The following is a 23878-nucleotide window of genomic DNA, read 5'->3' on the forward strand; positions in this document are numbered from 1 at the left end:
AGATGTCAGATCAACTTCAAATAACTGATTTCGGCGCTGTTGGCGTTAACCACTGGGAGGCGACCATTGATGTCCGCGAACGGTTTAGTTTAAATGATTCCCAGAAGAAAGATCTTATCGAAGGGGCCAAGCGCGAAGGTATAGACAGCTTGTTTATAGTTTCGACATGTAACAGAACCGAAATTTTTGCTCAGAACGCCACTCCTCAGGAACTTATACGGCTGCTGGTAACTTATTCCGATGCTACACTCGAAGAATTTCATAATTATGGATTTGAAAAAGAGGGCCAGCAGGCAGTAGAGCACCTTTTTCAGGTGACGGTGGGCCTCGATTCTCAAATTCTTGGAGATGTACAGGTTATAAAGCAAGTGAAGGAAGCTTATGAGATGGCAAGCGAGATGGATGCTGTGGATGGAGAACTCCATCGCCTGATGCAGCATGTTTTTCGGGCACACAAGCGATCCCGCAACGAAACATCACTCGGAGAAGGTGCAGCTACGACAGCTTACGCAGCTGTAAAGTTTGCGGTTGAAGCATTTAATAAACTCAAAGACAAAAATATCTTGCTGGTTGGGACTGGTAAGATCGGTAAAGTAACCTGCAAAAATCTAATCAATATGGGCGCTCGAAAGTTGACGCTCATAAACCGAACCCGGGAACGAGCCGAGTTTGTGGCTGACAAATTTGACTTGAAAGTAGCTGATATGGATCGGCTACCCGAAGAGATTGCCGAAGCCGATCTTGTTATTGTTGCTACAGGAGCCGAAGAGCCAGTTGTTACGCTCGACGATATGAAGCCCTCGCTGATCGATCCCAAATTTAAAGTAATGGTTGATCTGTCGGTACCGCGCAATATTGATCCGGAAATCGGTGAAATGAAATTTGTGGATCTGGCTAATATGGACTTTTTGACAGATGTTACCGACGAGGCTTATCGCAAGCGTGAAGAAAATATCCCGTTGGTCAAGAAAATTATTGATGATGAGCTGACCGATTATAAGAACTGGCTCAGCAAGCAAAAAGTGGTACCTACCATTAAGGCACTAACTAACAAATTTGATGCGATTCGCGAAGATGAATTTGAGTTTTTCAAAAATAAAATATCCGATACGGATAAAGATAAAGTTGAAAATCTGACCCGTCGCATTGTCAATAAAATTGCAGCCTATTCCATAGAACATCTGCGTGATCATCACGAATCTGAGGAAGTAACCCAGGTTGTACACGATATGTTTAAGCTTGAAACGAATATAGGAGATGAATAACAACATAATTCGCATCGGTACCCGCGACAGTCAGCTGGCCACATGGCAGGCAAGGCAGGTTGCCAAGGAACTTCAAAAGCTCGGCCACGAAACCGAGCTTATTTTTGTTAAATCAGAAGGTGATCTTGATTTGTCAACGCCCCTTTCTGAAATGGGTGGTAAAGGCGTGTTTACAAAGGCACTGGATAATGCCCAGCTCAATGATGAAATCGATATTGCAGTTCATTCGTTTAAAGATTTACCAACAAAGAACCCGCTTCCGCTAAAAGTAGGTGCAATTATGAAGCGAGCCGACGCCCGTGATTCGCTGGTTGCGCCTGACGGCACCGATTTTTTGGATGATCCTGACTATAAAGCCACTATTGCAACCAGCAGTAACAGGCGGCGTGCACAGTGGTTGCATCGTTATCCAAATCATGAGATTGTGAATATCCGCGGAAACGTGAACACGCGACTCGAGAAAGTGGACGCCAACGATTGGGATGGTGCTATCTTTGCCGCAGCGGGATTGGAACGCATAGATCTCGGACATCATATAAGTATGTATCTCGACTGGATGGTTTCGGCGGCAGCACAGGGCGCCATGGCCGTGATGATTCGTGCAGGAGATGATGAGATTGAAGAGATTGTTTCGCAGTTGAATCATGATGAAACGGCAATTTGCACAACTATTGAGCGGGATTTTTTGCACGACATGGAAGCTGGCTGTTCAGCACCTGTAGGTGCATATGCGTTTATTGATGATGATCAAGTGCATTTTAAAGCAGTAGCACTCACACTTGACGGACGAGAACAATATGACTACAAAGATACAGTTCCTGTAGGTAAAGCCGGTGACCTAGGTCACACTGCAGCACAAGCTCTTTTGAAAGAAGGAGCTATTAAAGTAATTGAAGAGATGAAATCGTAACGCAGATTAAGCAGGTTTTGTTGATATCAAATCAGCGAAATCAGCGAAATCAGATTAATCAGCGACCCATGAGGCAAGACAAACGAAATATTTTAGTAACGCGACCTTTGTCTGCACAACAATTTGAATACGCCAGAATATTGGGCTTGGAACCAATAATCAAACCGGCGCTTCAATTTAACTTTCCCGAATACTGGGATACCGTGCTTAAAGTGATAAATGAGCATCCTAAATCTGACTGGGTGTTTACAAGCACCAACGGCGTAAAAGCGCTGGAAGAATTAATGAAGAGCGGTTTACAGGTGCGTCCGGAAACGCAGCTTTTTGCGGTGGGATCGAAAACCCGTGATGCTCTTCAGAATCTGGGATTGGATGCAAAGATCCCGCGGACCCAAGATGGTAAGCACCTTGCTGAGCTGATTATTGAAGAGGGCAAAATTAATTCAGTGATCTATTTCCATGGGAACTTGAGCCGTGATGAGATGACTGATCGACTGGAGGAAGACGGCATTGAAGTTATCGAACTGGAGGTATATGAGACGATCATAAATCCGGTTCATATGCCAAATAAGCCTGTCAGTGGTATCTTATTTTACAGTCCCAGCGCTGTTGAAGGGTTCGCAAGAGGCGAAGGATTTGAAGGCGATTTGCCACCGCTTTTTGCTATTGGTCCTACAACTGCCGAAGCGCTGAAAGAGCGTACCGATCAGTCGGTGGAAATTGCCAGGCAGCCTGATACGAAAGTACTCCTCCGTACCACCTCCAACTATATTTTTAATCAAAAAGGAATAGAACACGGGTAATACAGGTTTGGCAGATTTACACTGAATTATCTGTGGAGATCAGCTAATCCGAGAAATCTGTGTTCCATTATTATGAATAACAATTTTCCAGAGTTAAAAAACGATTTATTACTCCGTACGCTCCGCGGCGAAGAAGTTGAACGTCCGCCGATATGGATGATGCGCCAGGCCGGACGTTATCTGCCGCAATATATGGAGCTCCGTAAGAAGTACACATTTTTTGAACGAGTTGAAACGCCGGAGCTGGCCTGCGAAATAACTCTTCAGCCCATCGACGAGCTCGAGCCCGATGCGGCCATCATCTTCTCGGATATCCTGACGATTCCCCAAGCCTTAGGTATCGATGTGGATCTGGTGAAAGGCAAAGGACCGGTAATGGAGAATCCCATCCGAAGTGTAGACGATGCTTTTTCGATACTGGCTGAGGACGTGCCGGAGAAGCTCAATCATGTGATGGAGGCGATAACACTTACGCGCAAAGAGCTAAACGGACGCGTGCCGCTGATCGGTTTTGCCGGGGCGCCGTGGACGCTTTTCTGTTATATGGTTCAGGGCGAAGGATCGAAGAATTTTGCCATGGCAAAGGCATTTATGTATCAGCATCCGGATGCAGCCAAGCACGTGATGAAAGAATTGACCAAGGCGACGATCGATTATCTGAAAGCGCAGATTGAGGCCGGTGCGCAAGTAGTACAACTTTTTGATTCATGGGCTGGATTGCTTAGTCCCGATGATTTTAATGAATGGGCAATGCCATATCTCATGGAGATTTGTGATGCAATTGACGAAGTACCGGTAATTCTTTTTGCCAAAGGTAGCTGGTATGCCCTGGAGCGGCTCAGTTTCAAAGGTAATGCTTCAGCGCTGGGGTTAGACTGGACAATTACCCCCGAATATGGACGCGAAGCAACCCGTGGAGAAATTGTGCTACAGGGTAATTTTGATCCTTCGAAACTAATGATGCCGCGGGATGAAATCAGGCGACAGACCAAGCGAATGATTGCCCGCTTTGGTCCACAGAAATATATCGCCAACTTGGGACATGGTATCCTGCCCGATATCCCCGTCGATAACGCCCGCACTTTTGTGGATACCGTTAAAGAATACAAAACAGAACGCTGATCTTGTCCCCCTTCGAAGGGGGATTAAGAGGGATGGCCAAAGCAATAAACATATTATTGGCAATGACTGAATGCAAGAGCACCAAACATAAAATTGTGATAAGTCATAGTAATGGAATTAACGATTCTACGCCGGGCCATCCTCCTTTTTCTTCCGGCTGTCGCCGGAATTCATTTTCCTCCTTCAAAGGAGGACAAAAACCGGAATCCCCAAAATACAAGTGCTCTTGGCTGGAAAAGACATAAGAAAATGGGAAAGAAATTTGATCATTTAGGTTACAATAAGAAGCTCAAAGAACTGGCTCGAAAACTGCGGAAAGACTCAACTCCTGCAGAAATACGCCTTTGGTCTGAATTATTACGAGCTGGAAAAATGAAAGGCTATACATTTTTACGTCAGCGTCCCGTTCTGAATTACATTGCTGATTTCATGTGTAAAGAGCTTCGGTTGATTATTGAAGTTGACGGTTATTCCCATGAAAACGAGCGGCAATGGTATAAAGATTTAGAACGTCAAAAAGAACTGGAAGAGAAAGGATTTACAGTTCTACGTTTTACGGATGAGGAAATAATGAAGGATTTAAGAAATGTTGAAAGTGCTATTAAAGGATGGATAGAAGATCATCTCTCTGCCCCCCCTTCAAAGAGGGACTCTAACCAGCCTTCGATCAAAAATCGTTTCGAGGCCTATATTCGAAATCTACAGGATGAGATCTGTGGTCGACTGGAGGAGATCGATGGTAAGGAAAAATTCCGACACGATGACTGGGAACGCGAAGGAGGTGGCGGTGGACATACGCGCGTAATCGAAAAAGGCGATCTCTTTGAGAAGGGAGGCGTCAATATTTCGACCGTACATGGAGAGCTACCCGAACTGATACGTGAGCGTTTCGAAGTAGAGCAGGGCTGGTTCTGGGCAGGCGGCATTTCGCTTGTCATCCATCCCCAAAGCCCAATGATTCCGACGGTACATGCGAACTTCCGGTATTTCGAGCTCTATGATGATGCTGAAATGAACGAGGTGCGTGATTGTTGGTTTGGCGGCGGTGCCGATTTAACTCCTTATTATTTGTGGGATGAAGATGCCGTCCATTTTCACAAAGTGCTTAAAGCCGCTTGTGATAAACATGGCAAAGATTTATATCCTGAGTTTAAAAAAGAATGCGACGAATATTTTTACAACGATCACCGCTCGGAAGGACGTGGTATCGGTGGATTGTTTTTTGATTACCTGCGTCCCAACGACGAGCGTTCAGCCAAAGATTGGTACGAATTTACCACAGAAGTAGGCGATGCTTTCCTGGAAAGTTATCTGCCGATTGTCGAACGGCGAAAAGATGAATCGTATACTGATCGCCAGCGATACTTCCAGGAGATACGTCGCGGACGATATGTTGAGTTTAATTTGATCCATGATCGTGGTACTTTATTCGGGCTGAAAACCGGAGGCAGAACGGAATCGATTTTGATGAGTCTGCCTCCGCGCGTGCGCTGGGATTACGATTTTGAAGTCGAAGAAGGTAGCGAAGAAGCGTATCTTATTGATCGACTTAAAAATCCCATAGATTGGATTGAATACGGTAAAGAGTTGGCCACAGATTAGCACAGATAAATCAGTTTTGATCTGTGGGAATCAGTGGCTTAAAAATAATAGAAAAGCTCGTGTCATCCTGAACTCTTTTCAGGATCTGTTGCAATGGATGCTGAAACAAGTTCAGCATGACATGTTAAGTTAAAATTTGTTTTAGAATGTCACACGGACAATTTCCATACATACGCGGACGTCGTCTTCGAGTGAGCTCTGCCATCCGAAAGATGATTGCTGAACATGATCTTAAACCGGCAGACTTTATTGCTCCGGTTTTTGTGATGGAAGGAGATAGCGAGAAAGTCGAAATCCCTTCGATGCCGGATTATTATCGCTATACGCTGGATCTGTTGATGGATGAAATTCAAGAGCTTAGAGAAGTTGGGATTCAATCCGTATTGCTATTTGCCAAGGTGCCCGACGAGAAAAAAGACAACAGAGGCAGCGAAGCGGTTAATCCCGATGGATTGATGCAGCGAGCAGTACGTGCAATAAAAGAGGAATTTCCCGATATGTTGGTAATGACCGATATTGCAATGGATCCATATTCGAGTTACGGTCATGACGGAATTGTTCAGGAGGGCGAAGTTTTGAATGACGAATCGGTAGATGTACTTGCGAAGATGGCGGTAAGCCATGCCGAAGCAGGTGTCGATATGGTTGCACCGTCTGATATGATGGATGGCCGCATCGGTGCGATGAGAGAAGCGCTGGATGCAGAAGGTTTTGAACATACCGGAATTATGGCGTACAGCGCTAAATATGCCTCCAGTTATTATGGCCCGTTTCGTGATGCTTTGGATTCTGCGCCCGGTTTTGGAGATAAGAAGACGTATCAGATGGATCCGGCCAATGTTAAAGAAGCTATCAAAGAAGCTAAGCTCGACGAACAGGAGGGAGCTGATATTGTGATGGTCAAACCTGGTCTTCCCTATCTGGATGTTGTTCGCGCTGTACAAGAAAATGTATCGGTGCCCGTTTCTGTTTACAATGTATCCGGAGAATACGCTATGTTAAAAGCCGCAGCTGAAAAGGGCTGGCTGGATGAAGAAGAAGCTATGATGGAAGCACTGCTCGGGTTCAAGCGAGCCGGTGCCGATTTAATAGCCACATATTTTGCCAAAGCGGCATCGAAAATTATTAACGAACGGTAAAATAATTAAACGTCGGGACGTGGCATGCCGCGTCCGTACAGAGAAATTTTATCTGATTATGCTAGAAACGAGTAAAAAATTATTTGAACGAGCACAGCAATTTATTCCCGGCGGAGTAAATTCTCCGGCCCGGGCTTTTAGTTCAGTCGGGGGTACACCCGTCTTTTTTGAAAAGGCAAAGGGATCGATCCTTACCGACGTCGACGGGAAAGAATACATCGACTACGTGGGTTCCTGGGGACCGATGATTTTAGGGCACTCCTATGAGCCGGTGATAAAGGCGGTTCAGGAAACGGCGGCCAAATCAACCTCTTTTGGCGCTCCCACCGAGATTGAAGTAAAAATGGCCGAGCTTGTTAAGACAATGGTGCCAAATGTGGATAAAATCCGTATGGTAAATTCCGGTACCGAGGCATGTATGAGTGCTATTCGTGTGGCACGAGGTTATACCGGACGAGACAAAGTGATTAAATTTGAAGGCAACTACCATGGTCATGGTGATTCGTTCTTAATTAACGCCGGCAGCGGCGCGCTTACCCTGGGTCAGCCAAGTAGTCCGGGTGTGACCGAGGGAACAGCCAGAGATACTTTGACGGCTAAATTCAACGATTTGAACTCTGTCAAACAGCTGCTCAAGGAATATGAGGATGAGATCGCAGCAATTATTTTAGAGCCTGTAGCTGGTAATATGGGTTGCATCCCGCCTCAAAAAGGATTTTTAAGCGGCCTGCGCGAACTATGTGATGCACATGATGTGGTTCTTGTTTTTGATGAAGTGATGACTGGCTTTCGTGTAGCCAAAGGCGGGGCACAGGAACGTTATGGTATTTCCGCTGACTTAGTGACTTACGGCAAAATTATTGGTGCGGGGCTTCCGGTAGGCGCTTTTGGCGGTAAGCAGGAAGTGATGGATGTTGTATCTCCCGTAGGGCCTGTTTACCAGGCAGGTACACTCTCGGGCAATCCACTTGCTATGGCTGCCGGGTATACACTTCTCTCTGAGCTGCATGAAAATCCGATGCATTATGATGAGCTGGAAGAAAAAACAACCTATCTCTTTTCTGGATTGAAGGAGGTTTTTGCTGAACATGATGTGCCTGCACAGCTCAACCACGTTGGATCGATGATGAGTGTCTTTTTTACAGATGCGGAGGTCATAGATTTTGCAACTGCCAATACTACGAATCAGGAATTGTTCAGGGCATTTTTTCACGAAATGTTAGAGAACGGTATTTATCTGCCGCCTTCTCCTTTTGAATCATTCTTCCTGGCTAATTCGTTGACAGAAGAGCATCTGGATCGGACAATTGAGGCAGCTAGCCAATCAGTAGAAAAAGCACTTGAAAGGGTTAAATGAGGAGCATTGTGGGTGAATTGATTGAGAAAATGAAAAAACGATGGGGAGTTGAAAGCCTCGGCAGCTTGGCGCTTATCCTCTTCATTTTTTCAATTACCGGCATTAGTGCTCTTTATGTGCGTAAGCTGGCTTTTGGCTGGTTGGGTATTACCCAGGCTACTCCTTTCTGGATTGAGCTGATTGCCTGGGTAATAATCGTGTTTCCTGCTTATCAGCTTCTTTTCCTCATGTATGGTTTTGTACTGGGGCAGTTTGAGTTTGTTTGGAATTTTGAAAAAAAGAGTCTGCATCGAATAAAAAAGCTGTTTTCCCGTAAAAGCGTTTAGTCTTTCATTTTTTCAAGCTTCTTTTGTTTTTTCCGCGATAACCCCTCAACCACCAGATTATAAGAATCCTTGATCCATTCTTTGATCAGCTCATCGTCTAACTTACCCTTGGGATCGACGGTGTTCCAGTGCTTTTTATCCATGTGATAACCCGGTTTAACCTCTTTATACAGATCGCGAAGCATAGCTGCTTTGACGGGATCACATTTGAGGTTTATACCGTCAAATTCTTCTACATCAGTGAGTGCAAAAATTTTATCCATCACCTTAAAGGCCAAAGTTTTGTCGTCGAAAGGAAAGTCTTCGGATACTCCTTTAAAGGAAAGACAGAATTCTCTAAAATCTTCTATATTCATGGAAAAATAATTAGTTATAGCGTTGGTAAATAATGGAGTTAATTAGTTCTGTTTATGCGATTGTAATCAACAATAAATTCTTCAATAAGATTCTTTGCTGCATTATTAATCAGATTCAACTGGTCGTGAGAAACTACGCCTACCGAACCGCTTTCCCAGGTTACGGCAGAGGTTTGTACATCCCTGTTGAGGGTTAACTTTACCGGTTGATAAAAATATAAAGACAGCGAAAATGGGATAATTCCCTGCCCGGCATCCATGCTGTTTATATGTAAGTGCAAAAAGGGTATTTCATCCGAGCGTTGTATGTTATCATCCGGAATTAGCCGGATATTATTATTGAGGAGCTGATTTTTTCCCATTTCAATTAATGAGGTTACTTGCAGTTCCTCGGTTCCCGTTAACGGATCATTAGTTTCTACATTAACGGTAAATCCCATGGCCTCAATACCCCTTAGGGAACTTCGTTCTTTTGCAATTTCATTCTGTGCCAGTGTCGTTGAATGAATCAGCCATAAGAATATGACAAGCAAAAATTGCCAATACGTTTTTGCAGTTATGGGCATGCCATTTTATGAATTCTATTAAACTGATATTCATCAAACGATATTTTTTAAGAAATCGTGCGCTTATTTGTGTTGCAAATTCGTCTGTGATCGTTATAACCATCTTTTTGATTAGTGTTAAGTTATAATAATGAATCGGAACTGCAAGTTTGTTTTCTTAAATGTAGATTAAAGGAAATTAAACCCAACTTCGGGAAAAGAAGAGCAATTATAATCCTTTCCAGATGGCAAGAGCTAAAACTATCCAGGAGGCAATAAAGCAAATTCCACCGATTGGCGTAATAGCACCTAACCAGCGAATGCCGCTTGTTGAAAGCAGGTACAGGCTACCCGAAAAAATGAATATGCCAAATATCATTAGCCATCCCGACCACTCGAGCAATGCAGAATCAGGCAAATAGTGGGCAAGCAGCCCCACTATTAGCAGACCTACTGCATGATAAAAATGGTACTGTACCCCCGTTTCAAAAATATCGATCATTTCTTTTGTAAGCCGACTTTTTAAACCATGAGCACCAAAAGCACCTAAAGCTACTGCCAGCGCCATGGCAATAGCACCGGCTATCAAAAAAAACTTTTGCATAGTTATATATTATATTTTTTTGAATCTGAATCCGGACCAGTTTTCATTAATTGAAACCATAGCAACACCTTTCAGATCCATTGAAGTTCCGTATTCGGCAATGGTGTCACGGTTAACATCCGTATCAATCGAAGAAGATCCTTTATGATAGGCGATCCAAAGGGCCCCATCTTCATGAATTGCTTTTTTAAGGGAATGGAGATAAGCCTCGAGCATTTGCCGGTCTTCAATAAAAGCTAAAATCAGATCCAGCTCTGTATTCTCTAGCTCTTCGGCGACCTCAACACCTTCGGGAAGTTCGCCTAACAACTCATCAAGGTTATCAGGCTGATTGAAAAAGCCGATACTCATACCCGGTTTGATGTGCATTTTTTCGGCTACGGTTTTTGAAGACATGATGCTAGTTCTGTTTTGATGATAAAGTCGCCCTATATTATTTGTTGTAAATGAAGAAAAAATGAATTGTCCGTGGTGATTGGGGTCGTGGTTGCTAACCGCAGAGCAATCACAGGATTTCACGGAGTTGCGCAGAGATAATTATTCGTTCTGCGGATACCTATGCCTCTGCGCAACTGTGCGGTAAAATACTTCCTCAGCCCTCAAAACCAACATCCTTATGGGTTCCGTCACAAAAGGGTTTTGAAGCAGATTTTCCGCAACGGCAAAAGGCTACATTCTTTTTGCTGCTTACGCGCTGGTTAGCAATAGAGCAGACCTCATATTCACCTTCTACAAGGATAGGACCATTGTCCATTAATCGAAGGATCAGCTTGTTATGGTCCGCTTCTCCGTTGGTAGTCGGCCGCAATTTTGATGCATCAAAGCTAGCCGGAGCCTTAAAGGCAATATCTTCATGTGTATTATCGCAGATCGGCTTGTTTTGTGATTCGCCGCACCGACAAAGAGCGACTCGCGTATCCTCCAGAAGTGTCTCTCCATCAGCATTTTGAATCTCAATATTACCCCGCAGGTATAACGGCCCGTCGGGACCAACTGTAATTGTATTAACGCGGGATGGTTTTTCTTCTTCATCCGCATCGTGATATTGCAGCGCTCCGGTGGGACAGTGGTGAACAGCCTCTTTTATCTCTTCAGCTGAGGCATTTTCAGGCTGTATCCATGGTTTCTCATCAGGGTTAAAAACCGAATAAAGGTTTTTAACACATTCTTCGGAATGAATGCATCGTTTGTTGTCAAAACTTACAGTTATATCGTCGGCTTCGTATTCGTATCTGTCCTGATCCATGGTAACTTTGTTTCTTGTTAGAACTCCAACAAAGACTAAGGATAACAATGGGAGTTTACTTTCACAATGAGGATTTTGAAATATTCTACTGATTGGAAAGAAGATGTCATCAGCTCCCTCCCGACTCAATATCCAAATTGCTATTGACGGCTATGACCCCTTTTACATCGGTAGCTATCTGTTCGATCTGCTGTTTATGGAACTCTGAACGAACACTGCCATTCAGTTCAGCGATTCCGTTATTCACATCTATAGAGATGTCACTTTTTTCAACATAAGGATCTCGTAAAATACCGTTTTCAATTCGTGTTTTGATTCCCTCATCAGTAGTGGGAACCCCGGGAGTAACAATAACTTTACGTTCAACCGAAATGTTATTTACAACTTCATCTATACCGGTGGTATTTTCTGCATCTTCACCCGCAGCTATTTTAGAATTTAGATTTTCAACGGTTCCGGTAAGAATAGCTTTACCATCTTCAATTGTTATTTCGATATTCTCTGCTGGAACACGCGGATCATAACGGAGGGTATTTTGAAGAGCTTCTTTGATGTCTACAGCAGGTGGAGGAGAAGCAATTTGAGGTAAAAGTTGGTTATTGCTGGATGCCGGACGTACTTCAAGACGGTCTGCTTCTACGGCCTGTATTCCCTCCACATACGCTTTTTCCATGGCCAGCTCTTTTTCTTTTGCACTGCCAACAAAACCCGATAGACTAGCAGTATCTTTTTCTACATCGACCTCAATCATGTTATTGCGAATGCGTGAATCATACGTCAATGCATCCGATATTTCCGACTCAATGGTAGTGTCGGCACGGCTAGAGCTGATTGATGTCTGAATGTTGTTTTCGATATTTGTGACTCCTTTAACACCGCTGGCAATAGTTTCAGCAAGATTTTTCTCTTGCCATGTTTCCAAATTGCCTGTAAGAGTTACCTTGCCATTTTGAACCTCGGTAGCTATTTGCCAGTCTTCTGTAGCAGGATCGGTATTTAATGCCTGTGTTACGTCTTTCTGTATAGCATCATCAGGACGCTCAGCAGTAACTTTCAGATTGTTTATCACAGAGATAACGCCGGGAATACTTTGAGAAATTTCAGTAGCGCGTTCTTTGGCAAGAAGATTGTCAATGGTTCCGTCAAGTCTGACAATACCATCTTCAGTAGAAACTTTGATCTGATCCGCCGGAATCTGAGCCGCACTTTGTAGCTGAGTATGAATGGAATCTGAAATAGCTTCGTCAGAAGGTAATTCTGGATTGTTCGCATTCTCTTCGTGACTACATGCAAACAAGGCAAAACTAAACAGGAGCAATAAAATGATGTGAAAAGAATAAAATCTCTCTGTTGATTTCATTATAATCCCTCGAATCGAACTCTCTTATGATTTATTCACGCCATAATAACATCTTATTTCATTATTGAGTTTCTATTAGTTATCCGCTGAAATCCATCGGATTAGGATACATAAATTTATAGTTCAGCATCTGCTTTACTTTACGATTAGAGACTATTTTATACTTTTCATTTTGATCTTCTGTAAACGTAGGGGGGTCCATATCCAACTCCTTTGCGGCAGCGGGATAGTACATTTTTTTGGGCGGATGCCCATCCGAGACTGCATTAAAAATTTCACCGGTTATTTCTTTTTCAATTATCTTGTGAATAATACCAATACAATCTTTCTGGTGAATGAGATTTACCGGTGCATTACCATTGTTAAGATTTTTCTTGCCCGCCAAATATTTAGCGGGATGGCGATCATATCCGTATAACCCGCCAAAACGGATTACAGTAGTTTTAAAATTATTTTGCTTTAAAAGCATATCCTCGGCTTGTAAAAGAGCATTTCCAGAGGCTCGGCTGGCTTCGCCTTTAATAGTTTCTTCTTCTGAAACAATGCCGCAATTTTCTGGATAAACAGAGGTAGAGCTGATAAAAACGACAAATTTGACAGGTGAATCCTTCAGCTCGTTAATGACTGCTTGTATTTGTTTTTCATGGAACTGTTCAACGTCGTCTCTGTTTCTTCCCGGAGGTATATTCAATACTAACAGATCGGCATTCCAGAAATCACGGCAATTTTCACATTCCAGGTAGGGGGCAAACTTCAACAGAAAGGGAGTAATATTCTTTCCACTGAGAAGTTCCAACTTTTCTGGTGAGGTAGTTGATCCTTTTACATGATAGCCGTTATCGCGGAGATGTTCTGCAAGAGGCAGTCCCAGCCACCCGCATCCTAATATGCTGATTGTCATAAATGAAGTAAGATTTAAAAGAATGTGGTGAAATATCTAAAAAGCATAATTGAATATCATACCAATTATAGAATGGAACAAAATCAATATAGCTCGGTATCACCTAATTGATAGTTGTCACTCACGATAACAAAACAATAATGCTATGAAAAGAGTAATATTTATTGCAGTAATCTCGATTCTATTCGGACTTAGCGCCTGCTCTGAAAATACAGAAGACAGAGCAGATCAGACGCAAGAAGAGGCTCAGGAAGCAGTTGAATCTGTTGAGGATGAATTTCAGGAGGGCAAAGACGAATTTGTCAGTAATGTAGAAGAAGAGCTGAATAATCTCGAGGAAGAAATCCAAGAGTTAGAAAACGAGATTAGTACTGAAGGCGGGGAAGCACAAAGTGAAATGCAAACAAGACTGGATAATGTACGTGAAGAAAAAGATCAGCTGCAAAGTGATCTTGATCAGTTGCGAACTGGTTCTGAGGAAAATTGGGAGAATCTAAGACAAGATATCGATGCCCGGATTGATAGTCTCAATCAATCGGTGCAAAACCTGCGGCAAGAGATCGGGATTGATAGCTGATTATCTGCTTATGGATTTTTGAAGTAAGGTAGAAGTAATGTATCAATACCTTCTGCCAGGTAACTTTTTGGCTCAACGCGTGGCTATTAATGAAAAAGGCTCCTGACTGGTAAGGTCAGGAGCCTGAATTATAGCCTGGGTCAAGTCGTTTGCTCTGTTTCCACAGCTCGCTCTTCCTCCATCATAAAAGGATAAGTCCAATCTTTAGGCGGTTCTTGGGTTTCTTTGATAGAACGGATAGAAATCCAGCGCATCAGATTCGCAGCGCTCCCCGCTTTATCGTTTGTACCTGATTTCCGGGCTCCGCCAAACGGTTGTTGATTCACTACGGCTGCCGTGGGCTTGTCATTAATATAGAAATTACCGGCTGCCTGTTTCAAGGCCTCATCCATTTTTTCCAGGGCATAGCGATTTTGAGAAAAGATCGCTCCCGTCAATGCATAGGGAGAGGTATTGTCACAGATTTCAAGGGTTTCTTCAAATTTGTCATTTTCATAGACAAACACAGTCAGTACAGGTCCGAAGATCTCCTCTTCCATAGTCTTGAAATGGGGATCGTAAGCCTGAACAAGTGTCGGTTCGATGAAATATCCCTCGGAATCGTCGTAGTCTCCACCAAGAAGGATTTCCGCGTCATCCGCATCTTTCACAAAATCAATATACTCTGTAATGCTGTCAAATGCTTTCTGATCGATGACAGCAGTCATAAAATTGGTGAAATCTTCAGCTTCACCAATCTTTATTTTGTTGACTTCCGCAGTAAACTTATCCCGGAATTCATCCCAGAGTGATTCGGGAATGTACATGCGTGAAGCAGCCGAGCATTTTTGTCCCTGATATTCATAAGCGGCACGCAGAGCGGCTACGACCAACGCATCCACATCTGCTTCTTCATGGGCAAAAATAAAATCTTTACCACCGGTTTCACCCACAATGCGCGGATAGGTGTTGTATTTCTCTAAATTGTCAGACATGCTCTTCCACAGATGTTGGAATGTGCCGGTAGATCCAGTAAAATGCAGTCCCGAAAGATGTTCGCTTTCTATGACTGGGTCTCCAACATCAGCCCCGTTTCCCGGGAGGAAATTAATGACACCATCTGGCAGTCCGGCCTCTTGTAGCAGCTTCATCACAAAATAGCTGGAGTAAATAGAAGAAGTAGCCGGTTTCCAAAGGGCTACATTTCCACAGAGTGCGGGCGCTGTCGGCAGATTTCCGGCAATGGAAGTGAAGTTGAACGGTGTCACCGCGAATATAAAGCCTTCCAACGGACGATATTCCGAGCGATTCCACATACCCTTCGGTGAATCGGGCTGATCTTGATATATTTGTGTCAGATAGTAAGCATTGAATCGGAAGAAATCCGCAAGTTCCGCCACAGCATCAATTTCGGATTGATAGGCGGTTTTCGATTGGCCCAGCATAGTAGCTGCATTTATTTTATATCGCCAGGAACCCGACAGCAGATCTGCTGCTTTTTTAAATATAGCTACACGGTCTTCCCATGGCATTTTGGCCCACTCTTTACGTGCTTCGAGAGCCGATTCAATAGCCATCTCAACTTCTTTTTCTCCGCACAGATAAGTTTCTCCCAGTTTGTGGCTGTGATTGTGAGGAATAACAACATCGGCCGTGCGATCGGTTGTTACCTCCTTTCCACCGATGATTGCAGGAATTTCTATCTGTTGCTCTTTTTGTCGTTCTAACTCTTTTTTCAGCTTTTCTCGTTCAGGTGTCCCGGGGGCATAGGAATATACCGGTTCATTTTCCGGTTCCCGGATTTCAAAAATTGCATTAGCCATAATTCCGTTTATTTTTTTGAGATTTCGTTGCTGCTAAATACTTTTGTTTCAGGTCTTTGAAGGTACAAAAAATATTGTGGAATTGATGCAACCTTGTCTGATATCAATCAGCAGATTTAATAACTTTTTGCACCTTTTCAGCAGTTTTTAATCCCGATGAAATACAGTCGGGCACTGAAACGCCGCCACGAAAATTTCCGTCGATAAAGAGATTGGAATAATTGCTTTCAATCTTGTTCATCACTTCTAAATAACGATCATACCCAACTTCGTACTGCGGAATAGTGTTTTTCCAGTAGCGATGATGCGAAATAACCGGTTGGCCGCTAATGCCGAGCAGTTCGCCTATCTCATCCAAAGCAATCTCCTGTATTTTTTCTTTGGATTTTTTTGCCAGCTCTGGATTTCGAGCCCCGCCGATAAAACAGGTTAGAAGTTCGTGATTACTGGGAGTCCGATTGGGAAATAGCGTAGAAGAGAAAAGAACGCCCAGCGTTCGATAGTTTTCAACTTCGGGAATTAACATGCCAAAACCGTCGAGCGGATGTTCAATCCGATCAGCGGAAAAACCGAGAGCAATAACGCTTAGCGGTGCATACGGCAACTTAGTAAGCTCCTCAAAAAGAGGTAAGTCGAAAATGGAAGCCAGCTTGTGAGCCGGCAGGGCAGAGACTATTATATCGTGTTCATTTGAAAATTGTTTTTCATCGGTTCGTCCTTTAACCAGCCAGTGATCGTCCTGGAACTTGGCAGATGAAATTGTTGTACCAGTTTTTACATCGCCGGAAATTGATTCTGCCATTTTTTTGGGCAGCGTTTGATTCCCGTTCTCAAAAGAAATTAACGCTCTCTTCGGTACCGGCTTTTTTCGATTTCGTTTTATCATTCCCTTGAGCAGACTTCCGTGATTTTGTTCCATCTCCCAAAGTGGCTTAAAAGTATGTTTGATCGATAGCTTTTGGGGATCACCCGCGTAAACTCCCGATACGAAAGGATTGATAGCATAATCCAGCGGCTCGCTCCCCAATCTTCGGATTATAAATGAGGCAATGGATTCGTCATCCTCAGTTGTGATATTCGCAAACGGCTCTTTAAGCAGCCGGAACTTTGCACCGGTCGAGATCAAATCTGTTGTTATAAATTGCCATGGTGACAACGGAAGCGGAACTGGATGACTATCTTTGACGATAAATCTTTTTTTTGCCGCGCCACCGGCTTCCATTATGCTGTTCTCCAAATCCAGATCATCTAAAAGCTCCCAAATTTCTTCCGACCTAACCATGATGGTATTGGGACCTTCTTCGACAAGCCAGCCATCGTAGTTTAATGTTTTAATGGCTCCGCCAACCTGCACCTCCTTCTCATAAACGGTAATATTAATATTGTTTCGTGATAAAGCATACGCCGTTGATAGCCCGGTGATACCCGCCCCAAGCACGGCAACGTCCAAATTTTTTTTAGTCATTGACGAATAAATTATATACTTTTCGCGTCTTAATTAGAACTAATCTAAATAACAATTCGTGTTACTTTAGCCGTGGTGAACGGGCTAATGATAGACACTATATATAAATGATAAGTGAAGATAGAAATATGAGCATGATAAATAATTTTTCGAAAGCACTTCTTGTTGCATTATCAGTATTAATGCTTGTGGGATGCGGCGAAACTACTGATGATGAATTGATTGTGTATTCGGGACGTAGTCAGGCGTTGGTGGATCAGCTGGTGAAAGATTTCAGAGCTGAGACCGGTATTAATATTGAAGTACGCTATGGAAATGATGCTGAATTGCTTGCAGTAATGAGTGAAGAAGGCGATCAGAGTCCAGCAGATCTTTTTTGGGCCAATACAACCGGGGCATTGGCAAATGCATCACAGCAGGATATGTTGGTGCCGTTACCTGACTCACTGACTTCTAAGCCGGCTGCTTACAATGTAGCTTCCGGAGAGTGGGTTCCGGTAACGGTTCGTTTCCGCGTTTTGGCATATAATCCGAATACTGTAGATCCTTCGGATTTGCCGGGTTCAGTGTTGGAGTTACCGGAGATGAGTGAGTTCGAAGGAAGAGTTGGCTGGACTCCTACTTATTCTAGTTTCTACGATTTTATCACAGCACTGCGACTTACAGAGGGCAATGATACTGCCAAAAATTGGTTAAACGGTATGCAAGAATTAAATCCTAAAGCTTATAGCTCGAATACGCCTATGGTACAGGCTATTACTGCCGGTGAAATTGATATAGGACTCACGAATCATTACTACGTAATACAAACCAAGTACGGTGGCAAAGAGGGCTATTTCGAAGATCACGAGCACTATGGCGAAAAGGGACCCGATCCCGATGCAAGTATTGGAACATATCACTTTAATAAAGGTGATATTGGAAATCTGGCTTTGGTAACTGGTGCTTCTCAATTGCAAACAGCGGATAATCCTGAGCTGGCACAACGTTTTTTGAGTTTTCTGTTGTCAAAGCAGGCACAGGAATATGCTGCAGAGTCGGTAAATGAGTATCCTGTGATCCGTGAAGCTGATTTGCCGGAGTACATGCTAAATGCCGAAGATGCACTGGAGCTGAGTCCGGATTATGATTACGAACAGTTACAGCAGCTCGAGGGGACATTGAACTTACTGCGTGAAGTGGGTCTTATTTAAGACTATACTTATTTAATCTGCATTCCAGAGCCCTGTCATCTTACGGCAGGGCTTTTTTATTTCATGTCTATGTAGATCAAGATTCATCTCGATCTACCGTGAGTCGTGGTGAGCGGAATGAAGCGGTAGCGGAATGGAGTCGAATCCATCTCCCTGAATTAACCTGCAGGTGTATAAAAGGTAAACCTCAGTTGTTAACGCTCATGGCGCGAGCGTCCGCTCGTGCCGTACGTTACAATTCTACACCCACAGAAAAATAGAAGTTGCGAACTTTGGCAGGAATAATTCCCGGACCGGGATAACCAGTAGCCCGACGCGTAAAATATTTTTCATTCATCAGATTATTGACGCCGCCTTCAAAGCTAAATCGGTCAAAGCTATATTTTGCAGACAGATCCATTACCTTGTATGAGGGGATGAGACCTTCGATAGCTGTTGGCGTTCTTCGCGCGTTTGAAGCGTCAGAAAAATGTTCATGTACGTAACTGAATTGATAAGAAGCCTCAAAACCTGCTTTTGAAAAGGTGAATCCTGTCTTGAAGTTAAGAGGCGGTACAAGTTCTACCTCGTTGCCTTCGATACCCGGCTCATCGGAGTTAGTATAGGTTGCGTTAAGAATTGCCAGATTTGTAAATAGTGAAAGTCTTATATCGCTCGAATGACCGAAAAGTTTTAAAAGATCAGTCTCGGCGAACGATTCAATGCCGTAGATATTGGCGTCGGCAATATTGGTTCGATATCTGAAGGTGCGATCAACAAGGTTGTTAAATTTGGGATTGGGTTCTGTTCGCAGAACGGTGCCGATGCGATCTTTATATGAAAGATGAAAAGCAGTCACATCATAGCTAAACTGGTTATCGATTCGGCCGCGAATACCAAGATCTGCGTTATAGCCTCGTTCATCTTTGATATCGGGATCGACTTCAAGGCTGCCCATATCTATGCGTATATCGTTGAAATTCATGGCACGATAATTCTGTGAAAAGTTTCCATAAATTTCGAGCTGCTCGCTGGGGCGGTAGCTTGATCCGATCCCGAAAAACACAAATGATCGCTCGCGGCTGCGTTCTTCCTCGATGCGTTCATCCACTAAAATATTGCCGGCCAGATCTTTGACGATATTTCTGTAATAGCCATCAGCCTCTGTCCTGATATATTCGAAACGAACTCCGGGTGTAATGCTGAAGTCAGGAGTAATATTAAAAATGTTTTCTATGAATACTGAGCGATTACTACTGGGCAGATCAAAATCAGACCCTGTTAAATTTTCCGGATTTAGATATCGGAAATCCGGATCGCTGCCGTCACTGCCGTTACCCTGCCGGCGGTGTGTGTAACCATTATAGAAGCGTGTGCCGGCCAGGAAAACCGATATCCCGTCAAATATCGGATAGCGGTGAATGAGTCGCGTTTCGTTGCCCCAGTTTTGGAAATCATCTTTGAGCAGGTTGCGTTCGCCCCCCTGGTCCAGTCGGTCGATACGCTGCAGATTGCCCAGGGCATCACGACCAGCGTGCAACCCGAAAAGGCGACTGTTGATCTTGGTCATACTGTTGACATTGTAATCCACATCTAATGCAAAAAGATTCCAGTTTACTTTAAACCAGTTCCGACTGCGATTCGACTGGCTTGGATCGTTTTGAAATTGTGCATCAGTAAGTCCGCCAGGCTGTTGTGCAAGGTAATACATATAGGTGTATTCCGGCGTAATCGTGAGGTTGGGAGTAACATCCAGATCAAATGACAAGTACGCAGTATGTTGATCCAACTCGGAATTTGGTCGCCAGCCTTCGCTTGTTTTGTATTGATAGAACCCATAATAGCTTATATCATCTTTTGTACCACCCACACTGTTGAAGGAGTTGAATAATCCATAAGAGCCGTACGACTGATCGGTGGTAAACTGGAAAGGAGTGTCTTCAGGGCCATCTTTGAAATCAAAATTGAGCATACCGCCAAATTGAGTACCATACTGCAGTGAAGCAGCCCCGCGGATAATTTCGATGCGTTCGAGTGCCTGCACGGGCGGCGTGTAATAGCTTTCAGGATATCCCAGAGCATCGGCGGCGATATCGTAGCCATTCTGTCGTGTGTTGAAATTGGAATTGCGCTTGGGACTCAAACCGCGCCCGCCCACGCTGGTTTGAATTCCGGCGTCATCGCTCTGCCAGATATTAAGTCCCGGTACTTTTGAATAGACCTGCCGACTATTATTAGTTGCCTTATTCAGAGTCATATCATCTATAACAAGAACTTCGTTTTTCTTGCTCTCGTTAATGGTGACTCCCTCGACGGATTTCAACCTTGTTATTCCACTGGTGCTGCGTTTCGTTTGGCCGCCAACCACAACTTCCTCCATCATATCTTCGAATATCACAAGCTCAAAATCCTTTGTAATATTGCTATCTGTTATTGTAATTTTATGGGTTTGTGTTCGCTTGCCGGGATGATAGACAATGACCTGGTACTGGCCCTCTGATAAGTTCTCAAACCTATAATTTCCATTCTCATCGGTCATCTTTTTCGCCTCATACTGGAACGGGGCTGAACCGGCGTTGATATTCAATTCATCATGTGCCAGATAAATACTCACATTTTCAACAGGAGTATCATTTTCATCTGTTACTGTACCTGATAACACGTAGTTCTGGGCAAAGGCTGTATTAGCATAGAAGAATAGTGATACTGCAACAATAACAGAGAATGTACGACAGTTCATTGTTTTAGCTTGCTGAACCAGTTTTGTTGATTTTCGTTAAAAGGGAGAATCCAGCTTTTATGGGCAAATCCCCGCTGTTGTTCGGTGAGGTCTACATTGGGGTTTACCATCAGTTGACTACGCCGGCCATTCAGTGTGACATAAATCTCAGCCGTAATTTTTACATCATCTATACCTTGACTGCGATATTCTTCCTCTAAATAGTGTGCAAACTGAAGAATCATGTCGGGTTGGGTGGACATCATTTTTTCCTGATTTGGTGTCAGGTAGTTATAATTTTGTACTTGCCACTGCCGATTACTATCACGATCGGTAATATGTAAAGTTGTATGCCCGGCTTTTTCCATCAGCATAACCCGCCACGAAAAACGGTATCCCTGCTCTGTCCAAAACAGGTTGCCAGGGTAGAGCGCAAACCGAAGCGGCAACAAGAGCTGGAGCAAAAAATGAATAATGAGGATTCCGGTAATAATCGTATTACTGCTTTTGCTAAGCTGGAAGACCTCTTTTTTTGCGGGAGTAGATCCAGAAAATGAAACTGGCAGGTAGTTTTTTAAACCAGAAATGAGCGAAATAATCTTCTTGTGGAAATCAGCCGAGAAGAAAATGAGTGTGCTTAAGATCATAATGAATGGAAACATGCCGATCTGGAACAGGAACCAGGTGAACATATGAAAAACGATCACGGCCAGATATGCCAAAACCCGCGTCCGTTTCCAGAGTAGGAAAAAGGCAATCGTTAGATCGTAAAAAGCGCCTGCCCAGCTGAAAATATAAGCGCTGGTCGTGTATTCCAGCAGAGGACCAATGATTGGCAGATCAGCGTTTGCTGGCAACCAGATCCGGAGTGGCATGGCGTTGAATAGCCAGTCAGGGTTGAGCTTGGCTGCTCCGGCAAAGAAGTAAACGAGCCCCAGTTGCAGCTTAAAGATGTTAATTGTCCAGGCCGGCACGTATTCTTTGCGGAGGGACGGCTTTCGAAGTACGTCAAGTGAAAAGCTGCGATTAGCCGGCACCCAGATCAGAAGAAAACTGATGATGCTGACAAAATAGTAGTGATTGAGATAGTTGGTTTTGTCGATGAGCTCGACGTAGGTAAAAGTCAGGAAAAAAGCGATAATGCCGATCCGGTAATAATAGCCCAGCATGACCGAAAGGGCAGCGATTCCCATCCCCAAAAAGAGCAGGTACATACCCGTTTCGCCCAGCGGTGCCACCCAGTCGAATCCGTAAAAGGTAAAGAAGTACTCGGGTTCTACATAAAGTTCATATATCCAGCCGTTGGCGGCAAAGCGAATAATGCTGATGAGCAGGATGAATCCAAAGAGAAAGCGGAATACCGCCAGTGGCGCAATGGATACCGGTGAAGTGATATGCTTTTTTACGTTCTCCGGAATCATGGTCGCTTAGTCACCGTCGTTGTCTTGATAAGTAATAGTGATACCCAGTATCGATGTCATATCGGCTTTAACCAGAGTTACAACCTCTTGCATTTCTTCAAAGGCTGTCAGTACCGGTTCGTTATTTTCCTCAATCTGCTGCGAAAGTGGATCGCTGATATCTTCGAGTGCTGATTGCGCTTCATCGATCTGCGATTGAATTTCTTGTGAGAGATCTTCCGCATCGAGTGCTTGGAGGTTGTCATCCAATCCTCTGCCACTGGCACCGGTAAAAATGCGCTCTACCTGCTCAAGATTTGCAATCGCCAGTTCCAGTGAATATCCGCCGTAATAGGCTTCTACGGCAACAGGACGTGGAGTGCCGGCACTTCTGACTCCGGCCGGAATACCAATTTTACCATCGCGCAGAAAACGTTCGTAATGCATAACATAACTGTTAATCAGCATGCCGAGCGAGCTGCCCACGTCAGTGCCGGCATTCTCTTCACTTAAAAAAGTGCCAGTATAATCACCGCCGGATTCCTGCCATTCATTGGTCACTGTATCTACTTTTTCTTTAATGAATGAGATATTATCAAGAAGATACGTCATGCGGTTTTCGGCTTCATCATCGGTGGTATACATGCTGACGATCTCATCATTTGTTTCACCGACTCCGTGCAGCAGATAACCAAGAGCGGGCAGGCCGGCAGCATCACGACTGTCGATCGTGCCGAAGCTGTAGTCACCGGATGAAATTCTTTCATCAATCTTTTGATTGTCCACGGGATAGGTATTCAGCGAAGTACGAAGCAACACAGATTCGGAAGGACCGAACTGAAACGGACTCACGTCTTGCCATGCAAGTCTGGCATCTTTAAGAGCTGATTGCAGATTTTCAAGCTGTTCGGATGTACGTTCCTCTTCAAAGTTTTCGGCTGCTGTATCTAGTTGATTAACGGCAGATTGCATTTCTTCGAATGCAGGTAGAATAATGTTGTTGCCATAAATTTCGAGCATTGCCGGGCGGTCGAAGTCGACATCATCTTCTGAAGATGTGCTGCTTCCGCAGGCTGCAATCAACAATAAAATCAGTATTAAACAGTAGGTTGAGATCTTACAGCGCATCATTTTTGTTAAGAGAGCTTAAAAAAATGAACCCTGTCGGTTTTAAAACCGACAAGGTTCTGAGTGAAAATTTCAGTTC

Annotated in this window: 22 protein-coding genes; 10 read left to right on the forward strand and 12 right to left on the reverse strand. The window is 43.8% G+C overall.

The features are described 5' to 3' along the window. Positions 1–2 precede the first annotated feature (2 nt). The 8 genes from hemA to ACT3ID_RS02985 all read left to right on the forward strand — a co-directional run bounded on the left by hemA (position 3) and on the right by ACT3ID_RS02985 (position 8524). A complete protein-coding gene (hemA, locus tag ACT3ID_RS02950) occupies positions 3–1265 on the forward strand; it encodes a glutamyl-tRNA reductase (protein ID WP_491540483.1) in 1263 nt (420 codons plus the stop codon). Beyond that, positions 1258–2175, forward strand: coding sequence for a hydroxymethylbilane synthase (gene hemC, locus ACT3ID_RS02955; protein WP_491540484.1), 918 nt, complete (start codon positions 1258–1260; stop codon positions 2173–2175). Before hemA ends, hemC begins: the two co-directional genes overlap by 8 nt. Before the next feature lie 68 nt (positions 2176–2243). Next, on the forward strand, positions 2244–2978 hold the full coding sequence (locus ACT3ID_RS02960) for a uroporphyrinogen-III synthase (RefSeq protein WP_491540485.1): 735 nt from the start codon (positions 2244–2246) through the stop codon (positions 2976–2978). Between the two features lie 72 nt (positions 2979–3050). Next, positions 3051–4100: a uroporphyrinogen decarboxylase gene (hemE, locus tag ACT3ID_RS02965; RefSeq protein WP_491540486.1), complete on the forward strand. Its 1050-nt coding sequence runs from the start codon at positions 3051–3053 to the stop codon at positions 4098–4100. A gap of 111 nt (positions 4101–4211) precedes the next feature. Further along, positions 4212–5702, forward strand: a complete 1491-nt coding sequence (hemF, locus tag ACT3ID_RS02970; RefSeq protein WP_491540487.1) for an oxygen-dependent coproporphyrinogen oxidase — start codon at positions 4212–4214, stop codon at positions 5700–5702. A 146-nt stretch (positions 5703–5848) separates the two neighbouring features. Further along, positions 5849–6841 (forward strand): porphobilinogen synthase, encoded by a 993-nt coding sequence (hemB, locus tag ACT3ID_RS02975; RefSeq protein WP_491540488.1) that lies wholly within the window; start codon positions 5849–5851, stop codon positions 6839–6841. 58 nt (positions 6842–6899) lie between these two features. Then, the gene (gene hemL, locus ACT3ID_RS02980) at positions 6900–8198 is read left to right on the forward strand and encodes a glutamate-1-semialdehyde 2,1-aminomutase (RefSeq protein ID WP_491540489.1); all 1299 of its coding nucleotides are present in this window, start codon (positions 6900–6902) and stop codon (positions 8196–8198) included. Between the two features lie 29 nt (positions 8199–8227). Then, positions 8228–8524, forward strand: a complete 297-nt coding sequence (locus tag ACT3ID_RS02985; RefSeq protein ID WP_491540490.1) for a DUF6787 family protein — start codon at positions 8228–8230, stop codon at positions 8522–8524. Here ACT3ID_RS02985 and ACT3ID_RS02990 read toward each other — a convergent pair. The 7 genes from ACT3ID_RS02990 to ACT3ID_RS03020 all read right to left on the reverse strand — a co-directional run bounded on the left by ACT3ID_RS02990 (position 8521) and on the right by ACT3ID_RS03020 (position 13536). Next, complete coding sequence (locus tag ACT3ID_RS02990; RefSeq protein WP_491540491.1) at positions 8521–8880, reverse strand: MmcQ/YjbR family DNA-binding protein; 360 nt, start codon at positions 8878–8880, stop codon at positions 8521–8523. The two genes, ACT3ID_RS02985 and ACT3ID_RS02990, sit on opposite strands and share 4 nt — an antisense overlap. Before the next feature lie 38 nt (positions 8881–8918). Continuing rightward, positions 8919–9446: a hypothetical protein gene (locus ACT3ID_RS02995; protein WP_491540492.1), complete on the reverse strand. Its 528-nt coding sequence runs from the start codon at positions 9444–9446 to the stop codon at positions 8919–8921. A gap of 208 nt (positions 9447–9654) precedes the next feature. Beyond that, on the reverse strand, positions 9655–10029 hold the full coding sequence (locus ACT3ID_RS03000) for a DUF423 domain-containing protein (RefSeq protein ID WP_491540493.1): 375 nt from the start codon (positions 10027–10029) through the stop codon (positions 9655–9657). Between the two features lie 9 nt (positions 10030–10038). Further along, positions 10039–10425, reverse strand: a complete 387-nt coding sequence (locus ACT3ID_RS03005; RefSeq protein ID WP_491540494.1) for a hypothetical protein — start codon at positions 10423–10425, stop codon at positions 10039–10041. A 196-nt stretch (positions 10426–10621) separates the two neighbouring features. After that, positions 10622–11275, reverse strand: coding sequence for a CDGSH iron-sulfur domain-containing protein (locus tag ACT3ID_RS03010; protein WP_491540495.1), 654 nt, complete (start codon positions 11273–11275; stop codon positions 10622–10624). Positions 11276–11384: 109 nt separating this feature from the next. Continuing rightward, complete coding sequence (locus ACT3ID_RS03015) at positions 11385–12635, reverse strand: BON domain-containing protein (protein WP_491540496.1); 1251 nt, start codon at positions 12633–12635, stop codon at positions 11385–11387. 79 nt (positions 12636–12714) lie between these two features. Then, complete coding sequence (locus ACT3ID_RS03020) at positions 12715–13536, reverse strand: SDR family oxidoreductase (protein WP_491540497.1); 822 nt, start codon at positions 13534–13536, stop codon at positions 12715–12717. Positions 13537–13681: 145 nt separating this feature from the next. Between ACT3ID_RS03020 and ACT3ID_RS03025 the strand changes: the two genes are divergently transcribed. Then, positions 13682–14113, forward strand: coding sequence for a sll1863 family stress response protein (locus ACT3ID_RS03025; protein WP_491540498.1), 432 nt, complete (start codon positions 13682–13684; stop codon positions 14111–14113). Positions 14114–14253: 140 nt separating this feature from the next. Here the strand turns inward: ACT3ID_RS03025 and pruA are convergent, their stop codons facing one another. Next, on the reverse strand, positions 14254–15915 hold the full coding sequence (gene pruA, locus ACT3ID_RS03030; protein WP_491540499.1) for an L-glutamate gamma-semialdehyde dehydrogenase: 1662 nt from the start codon (positions 15913–15915) through the stop codon (positions 14254–14256). Between the two features lie 103 nt (positions 15916–16018). Then, positions 16019–17380, reverse strand: coding sequence for a protoporphyrinogen oxidase (hemG, locus tag ACT3ID_RS03035; RefSeq protein WP_491540500.1), 1362 nt, complete (start codon positions 17378–17380; stop codon positions 16019–16021). 134 nt (positions 17381–17514) lie between these two features. Between hemG and ACT3ID_RS03040 the strand changes: the two genes are divergently transcribed. Beyond that, a complete protein-coding gene (locus tag ACT3ID_RS03040; RefSeq protein WP_491540501.1) occupies positions 17515–18573 on the forward strand; it encodes an iron ABC transporter substrate-binding protein in 1059 nt (352 codons plus the stop codon). Between the two features lie 232 nt (positions 18574–18805). Here the strand turns inward: ACT3ID_RS03040 and ACT3ID_RS03045 are convergent, their stop codons facing one another. From ACT3ID_RS03045 to ACT3ID_RS03055, 3 genes are read right to left on the reverse strand one after another with little or no spacing between them, the layout of a single operon-like run. Further along, entirely contained in the window at positions 18806–21292 is a 2487-nt protein-coding gene (locus ACT3ID_RS03045; protein WP_491540502.1) for a TonB-dependent receptor domain-containing protein, read from the reverse strand. After that, a complete protein-coding gene (locus tag ACT3ID_RS03050; protein ID WP_491540503.1) occupies positions 21289–22692 on the reverse strand; it encodes an HTTM domain-containing protein in 1404 nt (467 codons plus the stop codon). The genes ACT3ID_RS03045 and ACT3ID_RS03050 overlap by 4 nt, the downstream gene beginning before the upstream one ends. A gap of 6 nt (positions 22693–22698) precedes the next feature. After that, the gene (locus tag ACT3ID_RS03055) at positions 22699–23802 is read right to left on the reverse strand and encodes an imelysin family protein (protein WP_491540504.1); all 1104 of its coding nucleotides are present in this window, start codon (positions 23800–23802) and stop codon (positions 22699–22701) included. Positions 23803–23878 lie beyond the last annotated feature (76 nt).

It is taken from the genome of Fodinibius sp. GM108 (assembly GCF_058386985.1).

Excerpts from the sequence above, each read along its gene's own strand:
- hemL (WP_491540489.1), top strand. The coding sequence starts at position 6,900 with ATGCTAGAAACGAGTAAAAAATTATTTGAACGAGCACAGCAATTTATT.
- hemF (WP_491540487.1), top strand. The coding sequence starts at position 4,212 with ATGGAATTAACGATTCTACGCCGGGCCATCCTCCTTTTTCTTCCGGCT.
- ACT3ID_RS03000 (WP_491540493.1), bottom strand. The coding sequence starts at position 10,029 with ATGCAAAAGTTTTTTTTGATAGCCGGTGCTATTGCCATGGCGCTGGCA.
- hemB (WP_491540488.1), top strand. The coding sequence starts at position 5,849 with ATGTCACACGGACAATTTCCATACATACGCGGACGTCGTCTTCGAGTG.
- ACT3ID_RS03020 (WP_491540497.1), bottom strand. The coding sequence starts at position 13,536 with ATGACAATCAGCATATTAGGATGCGGGTGGCTGGGACTGCCTCTTGCA.
- ACT3ID_RS02995 (WP_491540492.1), bottom strand. The coding sequence starts at position 9,446 with ATGCCCATAACTGCAAAAACGTATTGGCAATTTTTGCTTGTCATATTC.
- ACT3ID_RS03040 (WP_491540501.1), top strand. The coding sequence starts at position 17,515 with ATGATAAATAATTTTTCGAAAGCACTTCTTGTTGCATTATCAGTATTA.
- ACT3ID_RS03005 (WP_491540494.1), bottom strand. The coding sequence starts at position 10,425 with ATGTCTTCAAAAACCGTAGCCGAAAAAATGCACATCAAACCGGGTATG.
- hemC (WP_491540484.1), top strand. The coding sequence starts at position 1,258 with ATGAATAACAACATAATTCGCATCGGTACCCGCGACAGTCAGCTGGCC.
- pruA (WP_491540499.1), bottom strand. The coding sequence starts at position 15,915 with ATGGCTAATGCAATTTTTGAAATCCGGGAACCGGAAAATGAACCGGTA.
- ACT3ID_RS02985 (WP_491540490.1), top strand. The coding sequence starts at position 8,228 with ATGAAAAAACGATGGGGAGTTGAAAGCCTCGGCAGCTTGGCGCTTATC.
- ACT3ID_RS03050 (WP_491540503.1), bottom strand. The coding sequence starts at position 22,692 with ATGATTCCGGAGAACGTAAAAAAGCATATCACTTCACCGGTATCCATT.
- ACT3ID_RS03055 (WP_491540504.1), bottom strand. The coding sequence starts at position 23,802 with ATGATGCGCTGTAAGATCTCAACCTACTGTTTAATACTGATTTTATTG.
- hemE (WP_491540486.1), top strand. The coding sequence starts at position 3,051 with ATGAATAACAATTTTCCAGAGTTAAAAAACGATTTATTACTCCGTACG.
- hemG (WP_491540500.1), bottom strand. The coding sequence starts at position 17,380 with ATGACTAAAAAAAATTTGGACGTTGCCGTGCTTGGGGCGGGTATCACC.
- ACT3ID_RS03025 (WP_491540498.1), top strand. The coding sequence starts at position 13,682 with ATGAAAAGAGTAATATTTATTGCAGTAATCTCGATTCTATTCGGACTT.
- ACT3ID_RS03045 (WP_491540502.1), bottom strand. The coding sequence starts at position 21,292 with ATGAACTGTCGTACATTCTCTGTTATTGTTGCAGTATCACTATTCTTC.
- ACT3ID_RS02960 (WP_491540485.1), top strand. The coding sequence starts at position 2,244 with ATGAGGCAAGACAAACGAAATATTTTAGTAACGCGACCTTTGTCTGCA.
- ACT3ID_RS03015 (WP_491540496.1), bottom strand. The coding sequence starts at position 12,635 with ATGAAATCAACAGAGAGATTTTATTCTTTTCACATCATTTTATTGCTC.
- hemA (WP_491540483.1), top strand. The coding sequence starts at position 3 with ATGTCAGATCAACTTCAAATAACTGATTTCGGCGCTGTTGGCGTTAAC.
- ACT3ID_RS03010 (WP_491540495.1), bottom strand. The coding sequence starts at position 11,275 with ATGGATCAGGACAGATACGAATACGAAGCCGACGATATAACTGTAAGT.
- ACT3ID_RS02990 (WP_491540491.1), bottom strand. The coding sequence starts at position 8,880 with ATGAATATAGAAGATTTTAGAGAATTCTGTCTTTCCTTTAAAGGAGTA.